The organism is Kitasatospora sp. NPDC058162 (genome assembly GCF_042884005.1).
Taxonomy (GTDB): Bacteria; Actinomycetota; Actinomycetes; order Streptomycetales; family Streptomycetaceae; genus Kitasatospora.
Genome location: NZ_JBHVUS010000010.1, coordinates 122749 through 137689, shown reverse-complemented (window position 1 = coordinate 137689; position 14941 = coordinate 122749). Strand labels below are relative to the sequence as shown.

The window sequence follows — 14941 nt, the reverse complement described above, 5'->3', positions numbered from 1 at the left end:
TCCGGTCGTCACCGTCGGTTAAGGGGATCAATGACCGATCTGGGTCGGGGCTACGGCCCCCAGGGCGAGCCGTGGCACCCCGGTGATCCCGGGTACGGCGGCCAGCAGCCGGTCCCCGGCCAGCAGGACGGCCAGTGGCAGCAGCAGTACCCGCAGCCGGACCAGCACGGCCAGCAGCCGTACGGGGACGGGCAGCAGCAGGGGTACGTGCAGCAGCAGATGCCGCAGAACGGCTACCCCCAGCAGATGACGGGGCCGCAGGGGTACCAGCAGCAGGGCTTCGACCAGGGATACCCGCAGCAGCAGATGCCGCAGCAGGGCTATGACCAGGCCTACCAGCAGCAGGGCATGGGCCAGCAGGGGCAGGCCTACCCGCAGCAGCAGATGCAGCAGGGCATGCCGCAGCAGGGGTACGGCCAGCAGCAGATGCCGATGCCGCAACAGGGCGTGCCGCAGCAGGGGATGCCCCAGCAGCAGCCCGGCATGCAGCAGCCCGTTCCCCAGCAGGTCCAGCAGCGGGCCGCCCGCCCGGCCCCGGCGCCCGAGCCGGCCGGCCCCGGCCCGGACGGGATCGACTGGGAGGCCGAGGCCGCCGCGCTGGAGTCCGGCGCCGCCCCGGTCGGCGGCGCGCACGAGCCCGAGGCCGAGGAGTGGGACGGCCGGCACGCGGACGCGCAGCACGGCGAGGAGCTCTACCTCGACGAGCACGCCGAGGCCGAGTCCGAGCAGAGCGGCTTCCTCGGGGAGCAGGACGACTCCCGCGAGGCGAAGAAGAAGCGCAAGGAGAGCGGCAAGAAGGCGGGCCGTCGCAACGGCGGCGCCTGCCTGGTGGTCGCGGTGGTGCTGCTCGGGCTGCTCGGCGGCGCCGGCTGGTGGGGCTACGGCTTCTACCAGAGCCACTTCGGCCCGCCGCCGGACTTCACCGGCGAGGGCACCGGCTCCGTCCAGATCGAGGTCAAGCAGGGCGCGGTCGGCGGGCAGATCGGCTCCGCGTTGAAGACCGCGGGCGTGGTCAAGAGCGTCGACGCCTTCACCAAGGCCTGTGACGCCGAGCCCAAGTGCGCCACGATCCAGTACGGCTTCTACACCTTGAAGAAGGAGATGCCGGCCGCGGCCGCGCTCAAGGAGCTGCTGGACCAGGCGGGCGGCGCGGCGATCGTGTTCCCGGAGGGCAAGAACTCCTCCGAGATCTTCGCCAAGATCGACGACAAGCTGAAGCTGCAGAAGGGCACCACGGCGGGCGTCGCCAAGGCGCAGGTCAACGACCTCGGGCTGCCGGCGTACGCGAACGGCAACATCGAGGGCTTCCTCTGGCCGACCCGCTACAACATCGCCGACGGCATGAAGCCCGAGGACCTGCTCAAGCAGATGGTGAAGACCGCCGTCGACAAGTACGCCAACCTGGACGGCCAGGCCTCCAAGGCGGGCCTCAAGAACGCCTACGAGGTGATCACCGAGGCGAGCATCCTGCAGCGCGAGGGCAACAACCCGGGCGACTTCGCCAAGATGGCCAGGACCATCCAGAACCGTCTGGCGAGCGACGCCGTGCGCCACACGCTCGGCATGGACACCACGCTGCAGTACTCGCTGGGCCGCAAGGAACTCTCGTCGAAGGACATCAACGACGGGTCCAACAAGTACAACACCTACATCAACCCGGGCCTGCCGCCGACGCCGATCTCCAACCCCGGCGACGAGGCGATCAACGCGGTGCTCAACCCGGCGGACGGCAAGTGGCTGTACTTCATCGCGATGTCCCCGACCAACACCCTGTTCGCCGAGACGGACAAGGAGCACGCGGCCAACGTCGAGGCGTACTGCAAGGCGGCGGGTCAGGGCTTCGACAAGGTCGGCCTGCACTGCACCACCAAGTAGCCGCCACCGCACCGCAGTTCACGGAGATGCAGCGTTGACCAGCAAGCACCGGGCGGCCGTCCTCGGCTCGCCGATCGCCCACTCGCTCTCGCCCGACCTGCACCGGGCCGCCTTCGCGGCGCTCGGGCTGGACGGCTGGCGCTACGACCGCTTCGAGGTCGACGAGGACGGCCTGCCCGGCTTCCTCGCCGGGCTGGACGAGGCCGAGTGGGCCGGGCTGTCGCTGACCATGCCGTTGAAGCGGGCCGTCATCCCGCTGCTGGACGAGGTCAGCGCGACGGCCCGCGTGGTGGACGCGGTGAACACCGTGGTGTTCACCGCCGACGGGCGACGCACCGGGGACAACACCGACGTCCCCGGGCTGGTCAACGCGCTGCGCGAGCGCGGCATCGCCGAGGTGTCCGCCGCCGCGGTGCTGGGCGCCGGGGCGACCGCCTCCTCGGCGCTGGCGGCGCTGGCCCAGGTCTGCACCGGCGAGGTGACGGTCTACGTGCGCAGCGCCGAGCGGGCCCGGGAGATGGCCGAGCTGGGCGAGCGGCTCGGTGTCGCGGTGCGGACGGCCGACTGGGAGCGCGGCGCCGAGGCGCTGGAGCGGCCGCTGACCGTCTCCACCACCCCGGTCGGGGCGACCGACGGTTTCGCCGAGGGGCTGCCCGCGGCCCCGGGCGCGCTGTTCGACGTGCTGTACCACCCGTGGCCGACGGCGCTGGCCGCCGCCTGCGCCGCGCGCGGGGCGACCGTCCTCGGTGGGCTGGACCTGCTGGTCCACCAGGCGGTGCTGCAGAGCGAGGCCTTCACCGGGCACACGCCCGGGCCGCTGGCGGCGATGCGCGAGGCTGGGGAGAAGGCGCTGGCCGGGCGCTGAGCGCGGAGCTGAGCGCGGAGCTGAGCCCGGAGCCCGGCTCCGGAGCGTTTCGTGGAGTGACCGGTTGCCGTCCGTCACCCGGACGGTGCCGCCGGGTGCCGCTGGGTCATGAAAGGATTCGGAGAGAAGGCACGCTCGGGCGGGCCGCGGCGGTGCCGTGGGCCGGCCCGCTGATGAAGGAGCTCCGTTGGGTACGTTGCGCTGGCTCACGGCGGGGGAGTCGCACGGTCCCGCACTCGTCGCGACGCTGGAAGGCCTGCCCGCCGGTGTACCGGTCACCACCGACGTGGTGGCCGACGCGCTGGCGCGCCGCCGGCTCGGTTACGGCCGCGGGGCGCGGATGAAGTTCGAACAGGACGAGGTGACCTTCCTCGGCGGGGTCCGGCACGGTCTGACCATGGGCAGCCCGGTCGCGATCATGGTCGGCAACACCGAGTGGCCGAAGTGGGAGCAGGTCATGTCGGCCGACCCGGTCGACCCCGAGGTGCTGGCGGGCCTGGCCCGCAACGAGGCGCTGACCCGCCCCCGGCCCGGCCACGCCGACCTGGCCGGCATGCAGAAGTACTCGATCGAGGAGGCCCGGCCGATCCTGGAGCGCGCCAGCGCCCGGGAGACGGCCGCCCGGGTCGCGCTGGGCGCCGTCGCCCGCGCGTACCTGCGCGAGGTGGCCGGGATCGAGATCGTCAGCCACGTGGTCGAGCTGGCCGCCGCCAAGGCGCCGGCCGGCGTGCTGCCGCTGCCCTCGGACGAGGCCCGGCTGGACGCCGACCCGGTGCGCTGCCTGGACGCGGACGCCTCGAAGGCGATGGTCGCCGAGATCGACCAGGCCCACAAGGACGGTGACACCCTCGGCGGCGTGGTCGAGGTGCTCGCGTACGGCGTGCCGGTGGGCCTCGGCTCGCACGTGCACTGGGACCGCCGCCTGGACGCCCGGCTGGCCGCTGCGCTGATGGGCATCCAGGCGATCAAGGGCGTCGAGGTCGGCGACGGCTTCGACCTGGCCCGGGTCCCGGGGTCGCAGGCGCACGACGAGATCGTCCCGACCCCCGAGGGCGTCAAGCGCACCTCCGGCCGCTCCGGCGGCACCGAGGGCGGCCTGTCCACCGGCGAGGTGCTGCGGGTGCGCGCCGCGATGAAGCCGATCGCCACCGTGCCGCGGGCGCTGCAGACCCTGGACGTGCGTACCGGTGAGCCGGCCAAGGCGCACCACCAGCGCTCGGACGTCTGCGCGGTGCCAGCCGCCGGCATCGTCGCCGAGGCGATGGTCGCGCTGGTGCTGGCGGACGCCGTGAACGAGAAGTTCGGCGGCGACAACGTGTCCGAGACCCGGCGCAATGTGCAGGGCTACCTCGACAACCTGATCATCCGATGACTTCTCCCGTCATCGTGCTGGTCGGCCCGCCCGGCAGTGGCAAGTCCACCGTCGGGCGGGCCCTGGCCGAGCGCCTGGGCGTCGGCTTCCGGGACACCGACGCCGACATCGAGGCGCTGGCCGGCAAGCCCATCCCGGAGATCTTCATCGACGAGGGCGAGCCGCACTTCCGCGAGCTGGAGGTCCGCGCCGTGCGCGCGGCCGCCGAGGGACACGACGGGGTGCTGGCGCTCGGCGGCGGAGCGGTGATGGCCGAGGCCACCCGCGCGCTGCTGCGCGAGCTGCCGGTGGTCTTCCTGGAAGTCCCGCTGGGCGACGCGGTCAAGCGGGTCGGCCTGGACGCCCCGCGCCCGCTGCTGGCCGTCAACCCGCGGGCCCGCTGGCGCGAGCTGATGGACGCTCGCCGCCCCCTCTACCTCGAGGTGGCCACCGCCGTCGTCGACACCGCCGACCGCACCCCCGAGCAGGTCGCGGACGCCGTACTGGAAGCACTGGAGCTGAAGACCCCCCATGACTGACACCACCGTCAGGATTCACGTCGGCGGCAGCGCCGGCCACGACCCGTACGACGTGCTGATCGGGCACCAGCTGCTCGGCGAGCTCGCGCCGCTGATCGGGACGCGGGCCAAGCGGGTCGCGATCATCCACCCGGAGGCGCTGGCCGCCACCGCCGACGCCATCCGCGAGGACCTGGCCGGCGAAGGGTACGAGGCGATCGGGCTGCAGGTGCCGAACGCCGAGGAGGCGAAGAGCGCCGAGGTCGCCGCGTACTGCTGGTCGGTGCTCGGGCAGACCGGCTTCACCCGCAGCGACGTCGTCGTCGGGCTCGGCGGCGGTGCCACCACCGACCTGGCCGGCTTCGTCGCGGCCACCTGGCTGCGCGGCGTGCGCTGGATCTCCATGCCCACCACGCTGCTCGGCATGGTCGACGCGGCCGTCGGCGGCAAGACCGGCATCAACATCGCCGAGGGCAAGAACATGGTCGGCGCCTTCCACCCGCCGGTGGGCGTGCTGGCCGACCTCGGGACCCTGGAGACCGTGCCCAAGCACGACTACGTCTCCGGCCTCGCCGAGGTCATCAAGTGCGGCTTCATCGCCGACCCGGCCATCCTCGACCTGATCGAGGCGGACCCGGAGGGCGCCAGGACGCCGGCCGGCCCGCACACCGTCGAGCTGATCCGCCGGGCCATCCAGGTCAAGGCCGACGTGGTCTCCGGGGACCTCAAGGAGTCCGGCCGGCGCGAGATCCTCAACTACGGCCACACCCTCGGCCACGCCATCGAGCGCAACGAGCGCTACAAGTGGCGGCACGGCGCGGCGATCTCCATCGGCATGATCTTCGCCGCCGAACTCGGCCGCCTGGCGGGCCGGTTGGACGACGCGACGGCGGACCGCCACCGCACCGTACTGGCCTCGGTCGGCCTGCCGCTGAGCTACCGGGCGGACGCCTGGCCGAAGCTGCTGGACGCGATGAAGATCGACAAGAAGTCGCGCGGCGACCTGATCCGCTTCATCGTCCTGGACGGCCTCGGCAAGACCTCCGTCCTGGAGGGCCCCGACCCGTCCCTGCTGGTCGCCGCCTACGCGGAGGTCTCGGCGTGACCCGGGTGATGGTGCTCAACGGCCCCAACCTCGGCCGGCTGGGCAGCCGGGAGCCGGACGTCTACGGCGCCACCTCGTACGCCGGACTGGTCGAGCGCTGCACGGCGCTGGGCAAGGAGTTCGGCTTCGAGGTCGAGGTGCACGAGACCAACTCCGAGCAGCAGATGGTCGAGTGGCTGCACGAGGCGGCCGAGGGGCAGGTGCCCGTGGTGATCAACCCGGGCGCCTTCACCCACTACTCGTACGCGATGCGGGACGCCGCGGCGCAGCGCACCGCGCCGCTGATCGAGGTGCACATCTCGAACCCGTACGCGCGGGAGACCTTCCGGCACACCTCGGTGATCGCGGCGGTGGCCTCCGGCACCATCGCGGGCTTCGGGATCGGGTCGTACGAGCTGGCGCTGCGGGCGCTGGCGGAGCAGCTCGCGGCGCGCTGAGCCGGGACGGGCGCGCGCAGGCTTCGGCGGCGGTGGCTGATCACCTGTGACGGGAACCGACCTGAGTCGGCGTGAGTTGACCGTGGGATGGGCGGGGGTTGGCCGACGGTTGACCTGAGTTGACGCGAGTCGACCGCGGGTCGACCTGAGCTGAAACCGGCCGTGACCGGGGGAGCCGGGGGCGGTCGAGGCCCCGGCGGCGGACTGTGCCCGCTGCCGGGCCGCCGTGTAATGTCCCCGCTGAGAGGTGTCGGGAGGGTGCCGTGACGCAGTACGCCGGAGGCGGGCAGGTCCCGCCGCGTCCCGCTGCTCCGCCGGTGCCGCCGGGGGGCGGCGCGGGAGTGTCCCAGGCGGGGGCGCCGGTTCCGCCGCCGCCGGTCGCTCCGGCTCCGGCGGCTGTTCCGGCCGCTCCGATGCCGGCTCCGGCTCCGGCGGCTGTTCCTGTTCCTGTTCCCGTTGCGGTTCCTGTCGCGGCGCCGGTTCCGGTCGCCGCGCCGCCGGTCGCGCCCCGGCCGGCTCCGGGCACCGTCGTCGCCCCGGCTCCGGCTCCTGCTGCGGCACCCGCCCCGGCCCCGGCCCCCGCACCCGTGCAGGCCGCGCCGCCGCCCGCGCCCAGCGCCCCCGTCCCGGCCGGGGGGACCGGGCACTTCGTGCTGCCCGCCGGCACGCCCGTCCAGCTCCCCGCCCACCCGTCGCAGCGGCACGCGCCCGCCGGTCCCATCGCCGTCCTGCTGATCGGCCCGGCCGGAGCGGGCAAGACCACCGTCGCCCGGTACTGGGCCGAGCGCCGGGGCACCCCGACCGCGCACATCAGCCTGGACGACGTCCGCGAGTGGGTCCAGGCCGGCTTCGCCAACCCGCAGGCCGGCTGGAACAACGCCTCCGAGGCCCAGTACCGGCTGGCCCGCCGCACCTGCGGCTTCGCCTGCCGCAACTACCTGGCCAACGGCATCTCCTGCATCATCGACGACGCCGTCTTCCCCGACCGCCCGGCGATCGGCCTCGGCGGCTGGAAGCGGCACATCGGCCCGGGCATGATCCCGGTGGTGCTGCTGCCCAGCCTGGACTCGGTGCTGCGCCGCAACGCCCGCCGCGGCGGGACCAGGCGGCTCGGCGACGAGGAGGTCGCGCGCATCCACGGGCGGATGGCGGGCTGGTACAACTCCGGGCTGCCGATCATCGACAACTCCTACCTGGACGTCGCCGGTACGGCCGCCGAGCTGGACCGCGTCATCCTGGCCCGGCTGATGGGCATGCCGGTCCGCTGACCAGGCCAACCCCACTGGCCAGGGGCGCCGCGACCCTGTCGGGGGCGGCTGCGATGATGGACCGGTCCCGCCAGAACCACCCGGGGAGCTGACGCCCGTGCCGGAAGGCCACATCATCCACCGCCTCGCCGGCCAGAACCGGACGGCCTTCGGCGGCCGCCCGGTGCAGGTCTCCAGCCCGCAGGGCCGCTTCGCCGACGAGGCCAAGGCGCTCGACGGGCAGCTGCTCACCGGCGCGGAGGCCACCGGCAAGCACCTCTTCCTCGGCTTCGAGGAGGGCGGCTGGGTGCACATCCACCTCGGCCTCTACGGCGGCTTCACCTTCGGCACCGGCCCCGCGCCCGAGCCCGTCGGGCTGGTCCGGCTGCGGCTGGCCAACGACGACGGCTACGCCGACCTGCGCGGTCCCAACACCTGCGCGCTGGTCACCGAGGCCGAGAAGGCCGCCGTCGCCGCCCGCCTCGGCCCCGACCCGCTGCGCGCCGACGCCGACCCGGAGGCCGCCTGGCGCCGGATATCGGGCAGCCGCACGACCGTCGCCGCGCTGCTGATGGACCAGAAGGTGCTGGCCGGGGTCGGCAACGTGTACCGCGCCGAGGTGCTGTTCCGCCACCACATCGACCCGCACCGGGCCGGCCGCGACCTCACCCGCCGCGAGTGGGACGCGATCTGGGCCGACCTGGTCGCCCTGATGCACGAGGGCGTCGCCGCCGGCCGGATCGACACCGTCCGCCCCGAGCACACCCCCGAGGCGATGGGCCGTCCGCCCCGGGTGGACGACCACGGCGGCGAGGTGTACGTCTACCGCCGCGCCGCGATGCCCTGCCTGGTCTGCGGCACGGACGTGCGGACGGAGGAGCACGCGGCCCGCAACCTGTTCTGGTGCCCGACCTGCCAGGCGGCCTGAGGCGGATTCAGGCACCACGGACCGCCCGACGCCGTAGGCTGGGGCCCGGGCCGGTCGGAGGGAGCGGACGGGTGGACGGCTACGAGGTGTCCAACAGCTTGTCGGGTACGACGGTGCACGGCGATGTGATCCAGGGCGGGAACGTCACGGTGAACGTGGGGCCCAAGGATCGGATTCCGCATCAGGTGCGTCCTGCCCGCCCGACCTTCGTCAACCGGGAGCGCGAGCTCGCTGCCCTTGTGGCGGCGATCGGCCGGGTCGAGGAGCGCAAGCCCCGGATCGTGGCGTTCACCGGGCTCGGTGGGGTCGGGAAGACGGAGCTGATCGCCCATTTCGTGTCGCAGTACGGCGACCTCTTCCCCGGTGGGGACCTCTACGCCGATCTCGCGGCGTACCGTCATCTCGGCGGAGTCGACCTCAGCGAGGTCCTGGCCGGTTTCCTCCGGGAGTTCGGGGTGGCGGACGTCCCCGGCAGCATGTCGGAGCGGGTGGCGCGGTTCCGGACGATCACGGCTGTGCGGCGGGTGCTCGTGTTCCTGGACAACGTCGAGCACGCGGCCGAGGTCAGAGGGCTGCTGCCGGCCGGCGGTCTGGTGGTCGTCGCGGGCCGCCGACGGCTGCCGGGACTGAGCCTGGACGGTGCCGAGGTGCTCCAGCTCGATCCGCTCAGTTCAGCGGCCGGCGTGAAGTTGGTGCGCTGCTGGCTGGGTCCGGGCCGGGGGACCGACCAAGAGGTGGCCGAGCTGGTCGGGTTCTGTGACGGCCTGCCGCTGGCCCTGAACGCGGTGGGCTACCAACTGCTGGACGGCGAGCTGGAGATCGATCAGGCTCTGGCCGAACTCTCGGATCCGGCACGCCGGTTGGTGTCGCTGGACAACGAGGAGGGCGGGATCGACAGGATGCTCGACCCAGTCGTCCGGCGACTGTCCCCGCACGCCGAGGCGCTCTACCACCTGGTGGGTGTCAACCCGGGGCCGTTCGTATCAGCCGAGTTGGCCGAGGCGAGCGGGATCGATCGGGCACCGGACGGGCTGCGTGAGCTGCGCTCCGCGCACCTTCTGGACGACGTCGTCGACGACGGCCCGGGACGGCGCTACCGCGCTCATGACCTGGTCCGGTTGCACGCGCACGGGTGCGCCCGTGAGCTGCCCGAACGCCTCGAGCTGTTGGCCCGGATCGTCGGATACTTCCGTGGCCGCGCCGCGCTGGCGGACGCCCTGGTGCTCGGGGAGCGGTTCCGGCTGCAGGAGCAGTCCGGTGCGGGGCTGCCGGGGTTCGCTGACAAGAAGAGCGCGCTCGGCTGGCTCCGGGCCGAGCGGGCCAACCTGCGCGAGACGGTCCGGGCGGCGGCGGAGCAGGGCTGGCACGGCGAGGTGTGGCGGCTGTGCGAGTCGCTCTGGGCCCTCTACCACAGTGACAAGAACTACGGCGACTGGATCGGGACGCACCGGCTCGGAGTGGAGTCGGCGCAGTGGGACAACCGCCCGGACGCGGTGATTCGAATGCGCAACCAACTCGCCAGGGCCCATTACGAGTTGAAGGAGTTCCCGCTCGCCGCCGAGCAGGTGGCGATGGCGTCGGAGCTGCTGCCGCTGGTCGACGAGCCGCGGCTGAGCGGAGTGCTGTACGAGACCGACGGTCTGCTCTGCCTGGCCGACGGGCGTCCGGAGCGTGCGGTGGAGCTGTTCACCCTGGCCAGGGCGGCGAACGAGGGTGACCCGCACGGTGTGGTCGTGCAGAGCTACAACATCGCCCAGGCGCTGATCGCGGCCGGGCGTGCGGCCGAGGCGATCGGTGTGCTGGACGAGGCGGTGGTGATCGCGGAGCGCACCGACGACGAGCCGATGCTGATGCGGCTGCCGTTGGTGCGGGCTCGTGCGTACCGCGACCTGGGCGACACGGAGGCGGCCGTCCGTTGCGCGGAGGAGTGCGTGCGACGTGCGGCGGAACTTGGCCACCTCGCCAAGGAGCGGGAGGCGCACCGACTGCTGGTCTCGCTTGCGGGGGAACTCGGAGACGCGACGCTCGCGGCACGCAGCCGGGCTTGGCTCGGAGAGCCGGAGTCCTAGGCCGGCCGTGCCGTGAAGGCGACCCGGGTCAGGTGGGTGCCGGTGCGGATGGTGAGGCCGGAGTCCGGCAATCGGGCCGGTTCGCCGCCGTCGGAGAGCCACAGGACGAGTGCGGAGCCCAGGAGGAGCGGGTCCAGGAGCGGCTTGGTGGTGCCCCAGGATTCCTCGGCGTGCGCCTCCAGGAGCAGGCCGTCGGGCAACCGGAGCAGGTGGCGGGCCTGGCCGAGAGCGGCCACGAGCACGCCGGCGCCCGGCCAGTCCATGGAGGTTTCGGCGAGCCAGCGTTCGGCGGGTCGTTCGGCGCGGATCGTGGTGCGGGCCAGGACTTCCGCCGTGAACTTCAGCTCTCGGACGGGTTCCTCGATGCTCGCGACATGGAAGCCGCGGGAGAGGTGGTGCTCAGGGTCGATGATCGGGAATCGGCGGAGGCTGACTTCGGTGCCCCGGCATTCGCCCTCGACGTCGTAGGCCGTCGGCACTTCGGTGGGCAGGGAGACGGGATCCGGGTAGGGCCGCAGGGCCGGGGCCTTGGCCGGCCGGACGACGGTCGGCAGGAAGTCGTACAGCAGGCTGGTCAGGACCTCGCTGGACAGGCCGCGTTGGCCGAGCGAGCGGTCGGTGATCGACTGCAGTGCGGTCGGATCGTGTTTCGCCATGGCCCGTTCGATCTGGGCCAGCAGGTCGCCGTGGGGATCGAGCACGGGCGCGGCCTGACCGAAGGTGTAGGTGGGGGACTGCGGGTCGAGTTCGGCAGCGCCGGTGGTGACCAGCACGGTCGGGTGGCGCAGGGCCGCACCGTAGAAGGAGACCGAGCCGTGGTCGCCGATCAGGCAGTCGGCGGCGACGACGGTGGCCTGCCAGCCCTGGTGCGGGGGGATGAGCCGCAGCCCGGAGCGGGTGGCGGGGGCGAGGATCGCCTCCGGGTCGTGCTTTTCCCAGATGTTGGGGTGCAGGATCACCGCCACGGTGTACTCGTCGGCCGGGAGCTGGGCGACGAGCTGGAGCGGGAGGTCGAAGGCCTGGGCGAATAACGAATGTTCGCTCCAGGTGGAGTTGACCACGACCAGACGCCGCCCGTCGACGGCGCCGAGCATCTCGCGGTAGCGGTCCCGGGAGTCCTCGCTGTGCCGCATCCGGTCGTGACAGAGATCGCCGACCTCGCGAGCGCGGGGGAGGGCCTCGGGACACCATTGCGCGAGCCGGTCGAACTGCTCGGAGTGGCTGACTCCGATGACACTGGGGAACACCCGCCGCCGGTGGGTGAGTTCCCGCCGGGACAGACCGGCGGCGCTCGCTTTGTCACCGGTGGACTCGGTGACCAGGCGGTTGTAGCCGGCGCCGTGGGGGAGGACGACGAGCGGTGCGTGCAGGCGGTGCATGGAGGCGTGGACCGCGCAGGCGACGGCGAGGTTGAACTCGCGCCGGACGGCTTCCTCCCACGGCAGCACGGTGATGTTGCCGGGCAGGGTGCGGAGGTAGTCGTCGAGCCCGGAGGCGAACTGCGAGCCGGGGTTGACGGTGATGTAGAACCGGATGCCGTCCTGACCGCGCAACAGCATGAGCACGTCGAGGACCCGGGTGGCCGAGGTGAGCGTGCGAGTGACAGCGAGGACGCGCGCCGTGACCGGACGGGAATCCCAGCGTGAGTCGTCGGGCCAAGGCCGGGGCCGGAGGCGGATCAGCACACGAAGATCGTACTCATCCGGCTGCGCCCGCGGCGTGGTTTGCCGAGTGTCGGTCAGCCCGCCGCCGCGGTCGGCTCCTCGTGGGGCTCTTCGTGTTCGGCGGCGGCGCACTCGTCGAGGAGGGGGCGCATGGCGTCGTCCACGAGCCGGTAGCGCACCACGCGTCCGTCCTTGTCCCCGGTGACCGTGCCGGCCGTGCGGAGCAGTCGCAGGGCCTGGGAGACGGCGGGGTCGCGCATGCCGGTGGCGACGGCCAGGTCGCTGACGGCGAGCGGGCCGGCCCGGTGCAGGGCGAGCAGCAGGGCGAGCCGTCCGGGGTCGGAGAGCAGGGAGAACCGCTCGGCCCAGGAGCGGACGTGGGCGGTGTCCCCGATGGCGGCGATGGCCTCGCAGACCCGGTGTCCGTCGATGGTGCGGTGGCCCGCGCGGTCGGCCGGTACGAGATGCATGCGGACATTCTGGCAGCTCACGACCTGTGATCCTGGACACCTGCACAGGTGCGCAACCTTGCGAGGGTGGTGTCCTGCCCCTACGGTGTTCCCCGCCGTGGTGCTCGGGAATACCGGTGACGGACCCTCAACGGGTCCTGTTCCGGAGCGGCCCTCGCCACTGTGATCGGGGGAGAGAAGTCCGGACCCACGTGCCACTGGGCGCTTCGTGCGCTTGGGAAGGCGGGTCCGGAAGCCCCGTAAGCCAGGAGACCGGCCACGGCATCTCACGAAGTCATTCCACGAGGTGCTGGAGCGTGATCCGAAGATGACCCTGCCCGAAACCGCCGCGCCCGCCGAGGCCGGCGCCGCCCCCTCCGTACTGCCCACCTTCCGGTGGAAGCGCGAGGACACCGTCCGTACCGCCGGGCTGATGGGGGTGATCCTGGCCATGCACGTGGTGGCCTTCGGGACCCTCTTCTTCCTGGTGGCGCCCCACAACTACGCCGTCGGCACCCAGGTCTTCGGGGTGGGCCTGGGCATCACCGCCTACACCCTCGGCATGCGGCACGCCTTTGACGCCGACCACATCGCGGTGATCGACAACACCACCCGCAAGCTGATGGCGGACGGCAAGCGGCCGGTCTCGGTCGGCTTCTGGTTCGCCCTCGGCCACTCCTCGATGGTGGTCATCATGGCCGCCCTGGTGGCGGGCGGCGCCCAACTGGCGAACACGCTGATGGACGACGACTCGGCCACCCACAAGTGGCTCGGGGTGGTCGGCACCACGGCTTCCGGCGCCTTCCTCTACCTGATCGGCGCGCTCAACCTGGCGGCGCTGCTCGGCATCCTCAAGGTGTTCCGCTCGATGCGGGCCGGGCGGTTCGACGAGGCGGAGCTGGAGGAGCACCTCAACTCCCGCGGCTTCATGGCCCGGATCCTCAACCGGGCGACCCGCTCGATCACCCGGCCCGGGCAGATGTTCCCGGTCGGCATGGTGCTGGGCCTGGGCTTTGACACCGCGACCGAGGTCACCCTGATGGTGATGGCCGGTTCGGGCGCGGCGGCCGGGCTGCCCTGGTACGCGATCATCTGCCTGCCGCTGCTGTTCGCGGCCGGGATGAGCCTGTTCGACACCCTGGACGGGACGTTCATGAACTTCGCGTACCAGTGGGCCTTCTCCAACCCGGTGCGCAAGGTGTACTACAACCTGACCATCACCGGGCTGTCGATCGCGGTGGCCTTCATCATCGGCACCATCGAGCTGGTCGGCGTGCTGCACGAGAAGCTCGACCTGACCGACCCGGTGACCGGGTTCATCGCGGACATCTCGCTGGACAACGTGGGCTACGCGATCGCCGGGCTGTTCGTGGTGGTGTGGGCGATCGCCATCGCGTACTGGAAGCTGGCGGGCGTCGAGAAGCGCTGGACGCCCGCGAAGCAGTAGCGAAGGGGGTCACGCTGCCGCGAGCAGCAGCGTGCCCGCCACGGCGAGCCCGGCGCCGACCACCTGGACCGGGCGCAGCCGCTCCTTCAGCACCCCGCGCGCCAGCAGCGCGGTGACCACCGGGTAGAGCGAGGCGAGCACGGCGGCCACCGCCGCCGAGCCGCCGTGCGAGGCCATCGCGTACGCGGCGTTGCCGGCCACGTCGAGCAGTCCGATGCCGGTGAGCAGCGGCAGTCGGGAGCGCAGCCCGGGCAGCAGTCCGGTGGTGTCGGCGCCGCGCAGCGACCACAGCAGCGCGGCGCCGCCAACCACGATGTTGACGAGCCGCTGGACGCAGAGCACCAGCAGCAGCCCGCCGCCGGCCGAGGCCTGGGCGAGCAGGGACATGTTGGCGCCGAAGCCGAAGGCGGCGGCCAGGGTGAGCAGCAGGGCGGTGCGGGCGGCGGCCGGTCCGCCGCGCTCGGGGCCGCCGGCCAGCACCACGCCGGCCACCGCCACCGCGATCCCGGCCAACTGCGCCGGGCCGGGCCGCTCGCCGAGCGCGAGCCCGACGCCGACCGGCACCGCGACGCCGACGGTGGCCAGCGGGGACACCACGCCCATCGGGCCGAGGGCGAGCGCCCGGTAGAAGGCGAGCATCGCGAACGGGCCGATCACCCCGGCGGCGACGGCGTACCAGAGCGCGGGGGAGGCGTCGGTCCAGCCGCCGGTGGCCAGGACCGCGAGCAGCAGCACGGCGGCGGCCGCGGCCTGGGAGACGACCACGACGGCGAGTGCGGGCAGTCGGCGGGTGAGGAGGCCGCCGCCGAAGTCGGCGAGGCCGGTCAGCAGGCTGGCGGCGAGGGCGAGCAGGGCGGTCACCGGAGCGACCCGGGGAGCGGGGACGGTGGGGGTGAGGACAGCACAATGCACTCCGAAGTACAGTCGGATGGACTTGTTGCCGGAACGGCAGCGTAGTGCACTGAACTGAACTCGGCCGAACAATA

General features: G+C 72.6%; 13 protein-coding genes and 1 riboswitch. Of the genes, 10 read left to right on the top strand and 3 right to left on the bottom strand.

Going from position 1 to position 14941, the window contains the following annotated elements:
- Window positions 1-30 precede the first annotated feature (30 nt).
- From mltG to ACFVXG_RS21335, 9 genes are all read left to right on the top strand, one after another.
- The gene (gene mltG, locus ACFVXG_RS21375) at window positions 31-1875 is read left to right on the top strand and encodes an endolytic transglycosylase MltG (protein ID WP_387929681.1); all 1845 of its coding nucleotides are present in this window, start codon (window positions 31-33) and stop codon (window positions 1873-1875) included.
- A gap of 34 nt (window positions 1876-1909) precedes the next feature.
- On the top strand, window positions 1910-2740 hold the full coding sequence (locus tag ACFVXG_RS21370) for a shikimate dehydrogenase (protein ID WP_387929679.1): 831 nt from the start codon (window positions 1910-1912) through the stop codon (window positions 2738-2740).
- 187 nt (window positions 2741-2927) lie between these two features.
- The gene (gene aroC, locus ACFVXG_RS21365) at window positions 2928-4112 is read left to right on the top strand and encodes a chorismate synthase (RefSeq protein ID WP_375889974.1); all 1185 of its coding nucleotides are present in this window, start codon (window positions 2928-2930) and stop codon (window positions 4110-4112) included.
- Entirely contained in the window at window positions 4109-4630 is a 522-nt protein-coding gene (locus ACFVXG_RS21360; RefSeq protein ID WP_387929677.1) for a shikimate kinase, read from the top strand. The genes aroC and ACFVXG_RS21360 overlap by 4 nt, the downstream gene beginning before the upstream one ends.
- Window positions 4623-5714 carry a 3-dehydroquinate synthase gene (aroB, locus tag ACFVXG_RS21355; RefSeq protein WP_387929675.1) on the top strand — a complete coding sequence of 364 codons (1092 nt, stop codon included), beginning with the start codon at window positions 4623-4625 and terminating at the stop codon, window positions 5712-5714. The genes ACFVXG_RS21360 and aroB overlap by 8 nt, the downstream gene beginning before the upstream one ends.
- A gap of 8 nt (window positions 5715-5722) precedes the next feature.
- Window positions 5723-6151 (top strand): type II 3-dehydroquinate dehydratase, encoded by a 429-nt coding sequence (gene aroQ, locus ACFVXG_RS21350; RefSeq protein ID WP_387929846.1) that lies wholly within the window; start codon window positions 5723-5725, stop codon window positions 6149-6151.
- 413 nt (window positions 6152-6564) lie between these two features.
- Window positions 6565-7419, top strand: a complete 855-nt coding sequence (locus ACFVXG_RS21345) for an AAA family ATPase (RefSeq protein ID WP_387929673.1) — start codon at window positions 6565-6567, stop codon at window positions 7417-7419.
- Window positions 7420-7516: 97 nt separating this feature from the next.
- Entirely contained in the window at window positions 7517-8326 is an 810-nt protein-coding gene (locus ACFVXG_RS21340) for an Fpg/Nei family DNA glycosylase (protein WP_387929671.1), read from the top strand.
- A gap of 71 nt (window positions 8327-8397) precedes the next feature.
- A complete protein-coding gene (locus tag ACFVXG_RS21335; protein WP_387929669.1) occupies window positions 8398-10395 on the top strand; it encodes a regulator in 1998 nt (665 codons plus the stop codon).
- Here the strand turns inward: ACFVXG_RS21335 and ACFVXG_RS21330 are convergent.
- Both ACFVXG_RS21330 and ACFVXG_RS21325 read right to left on the bottom strand, forming a co-directional pair.
- Window positions 10392-11954 carry a hypothetical protein gene (locus ACFVXG_RS21330; protein WP_387929844.1) on the bottom strand — a complete coding sequence of 521 codons (1563 nt, stop codon included), beginning with the start codon at window positions 11952-11954 and terminating at the stop codon, window positions 10392-10394. The two genes, ACFVXG_RS21335 and ACFVXG_RS21330, sit on opposite strands and share 4 nt — an antisense overlap.
- A 179-nt stretch (window positions 11955-12133) precedes the next feature.
- Complete coding sequence (locus ACFVXG_RS21325; RefSeq protein WP_387929667.1) at window positions 12134-12529, bottom strand: ArsR/SmtB family transcription factor; 396 nt, start codon at window positions 12527-12529, stop codon at window positions 12134-12136.
- Window positions 12530-12610: 81 nt separating this feature from the next.
- Window positions 12611-12805: riboswitch (cobalamin riboswitch) on the top strand.
- Between the two features lie 31 nt (window positions 12806-12836).
- On the opposite strand from ACFVXG_RS21325, the gene ACFVXG_RS21320 reads away from it, so the two are divergent.
- Complete coding sequence (locus tag ACFVXG_RS21320) at window positions 12837-13955, top strand: HoxN/HupN/NixA family nickel/cobalt transporter (RefSeq protein ID WP_387929666.1); 1119 nt, start codon at window positions 12837-12839, stop codon at window positions 13953-13955.
- Between the two features lie 9 nt (window positions 13956-13964).
- Here the strand turns inward: ACFVXG_RS21320 and ACFVXG_RS21315 are convergent, their stop codons facing one another.
- A complete protein-coding gene (locus tag ACFVXG_RS21315) occupies window positions 13965-14816 on the bottom strand; it encodes an EamA family transporter (RefSeq protein ID WP_387929664.1) in 852 nt (283 codons plus the stop codon).
- Between the last annotated feature and the right edge of the window lie 125 nt (window positions 14817-14941).

What these genes read in the sequence shown, in the direction of transcription:
- mltG (WP_387929681.1), top strand. Translation starts at nt 31, where the DNA reads ATGACCGATCTGGGTCGGGGCTACGGCCCCCAGGGCGAGCCGTGGCAC.
- ACFVXG_RS21360 (WP_387929677.1), top strand. Translation starts at nt 4,109, where the DNA reads ATGACTTCTCCCGTCATCGTGCTGGTCGGCCCGCCCGGCAGTGGCAAG.
- aroB (WP_387929675.1), top strand. Translation starts at nt 4,623, where the DNA reads ATGACTGACACCACCGTCAGGATTCACGTCGGCGGCAGCGCCGGCCAC.
- aroQ (WP_387929846.1), top strand. Translation starts at nt 5,723, where the DNA reads ATGGTGCTCAACGGCCCCAACCTCGGCCGGCTGGGCAGCCGGGAGCCG.
- ACFVXG_RS21345 (WP_387929673.1), top strand. Translation starts at nt 6,565, where the DNA reads ATGCCGGCTCCGGCTCCGGCGGCTGTTCCTGTTCCTGTTCCCGTTGCG.
- ACFVXG_RS21330 (WP_387929844.1), bottom strand. Translation starts at nt 11,954, where the DNA reads ATGCTGTTGCGCGGTCAGGACGGCATCCGGTTCTACATCACCGTCAAC.
- ACFVXG_RS21325 (WP_387929667.1), bottom strand. Translation starts at nt 12,529, where the DNA reads ATGCATCTCGTACCGGCCGACCGCGCGGGCCACCGCACCATCGACGGA.
- ACFVXG_RS21320 (WP_387929666.1), top strand. Translation starts at nt 12,837, where the DNA reads ATGACCCTGCCCGAAACCGCCGCGCCCGCCGAGGCCGGCGCCGCCCCC.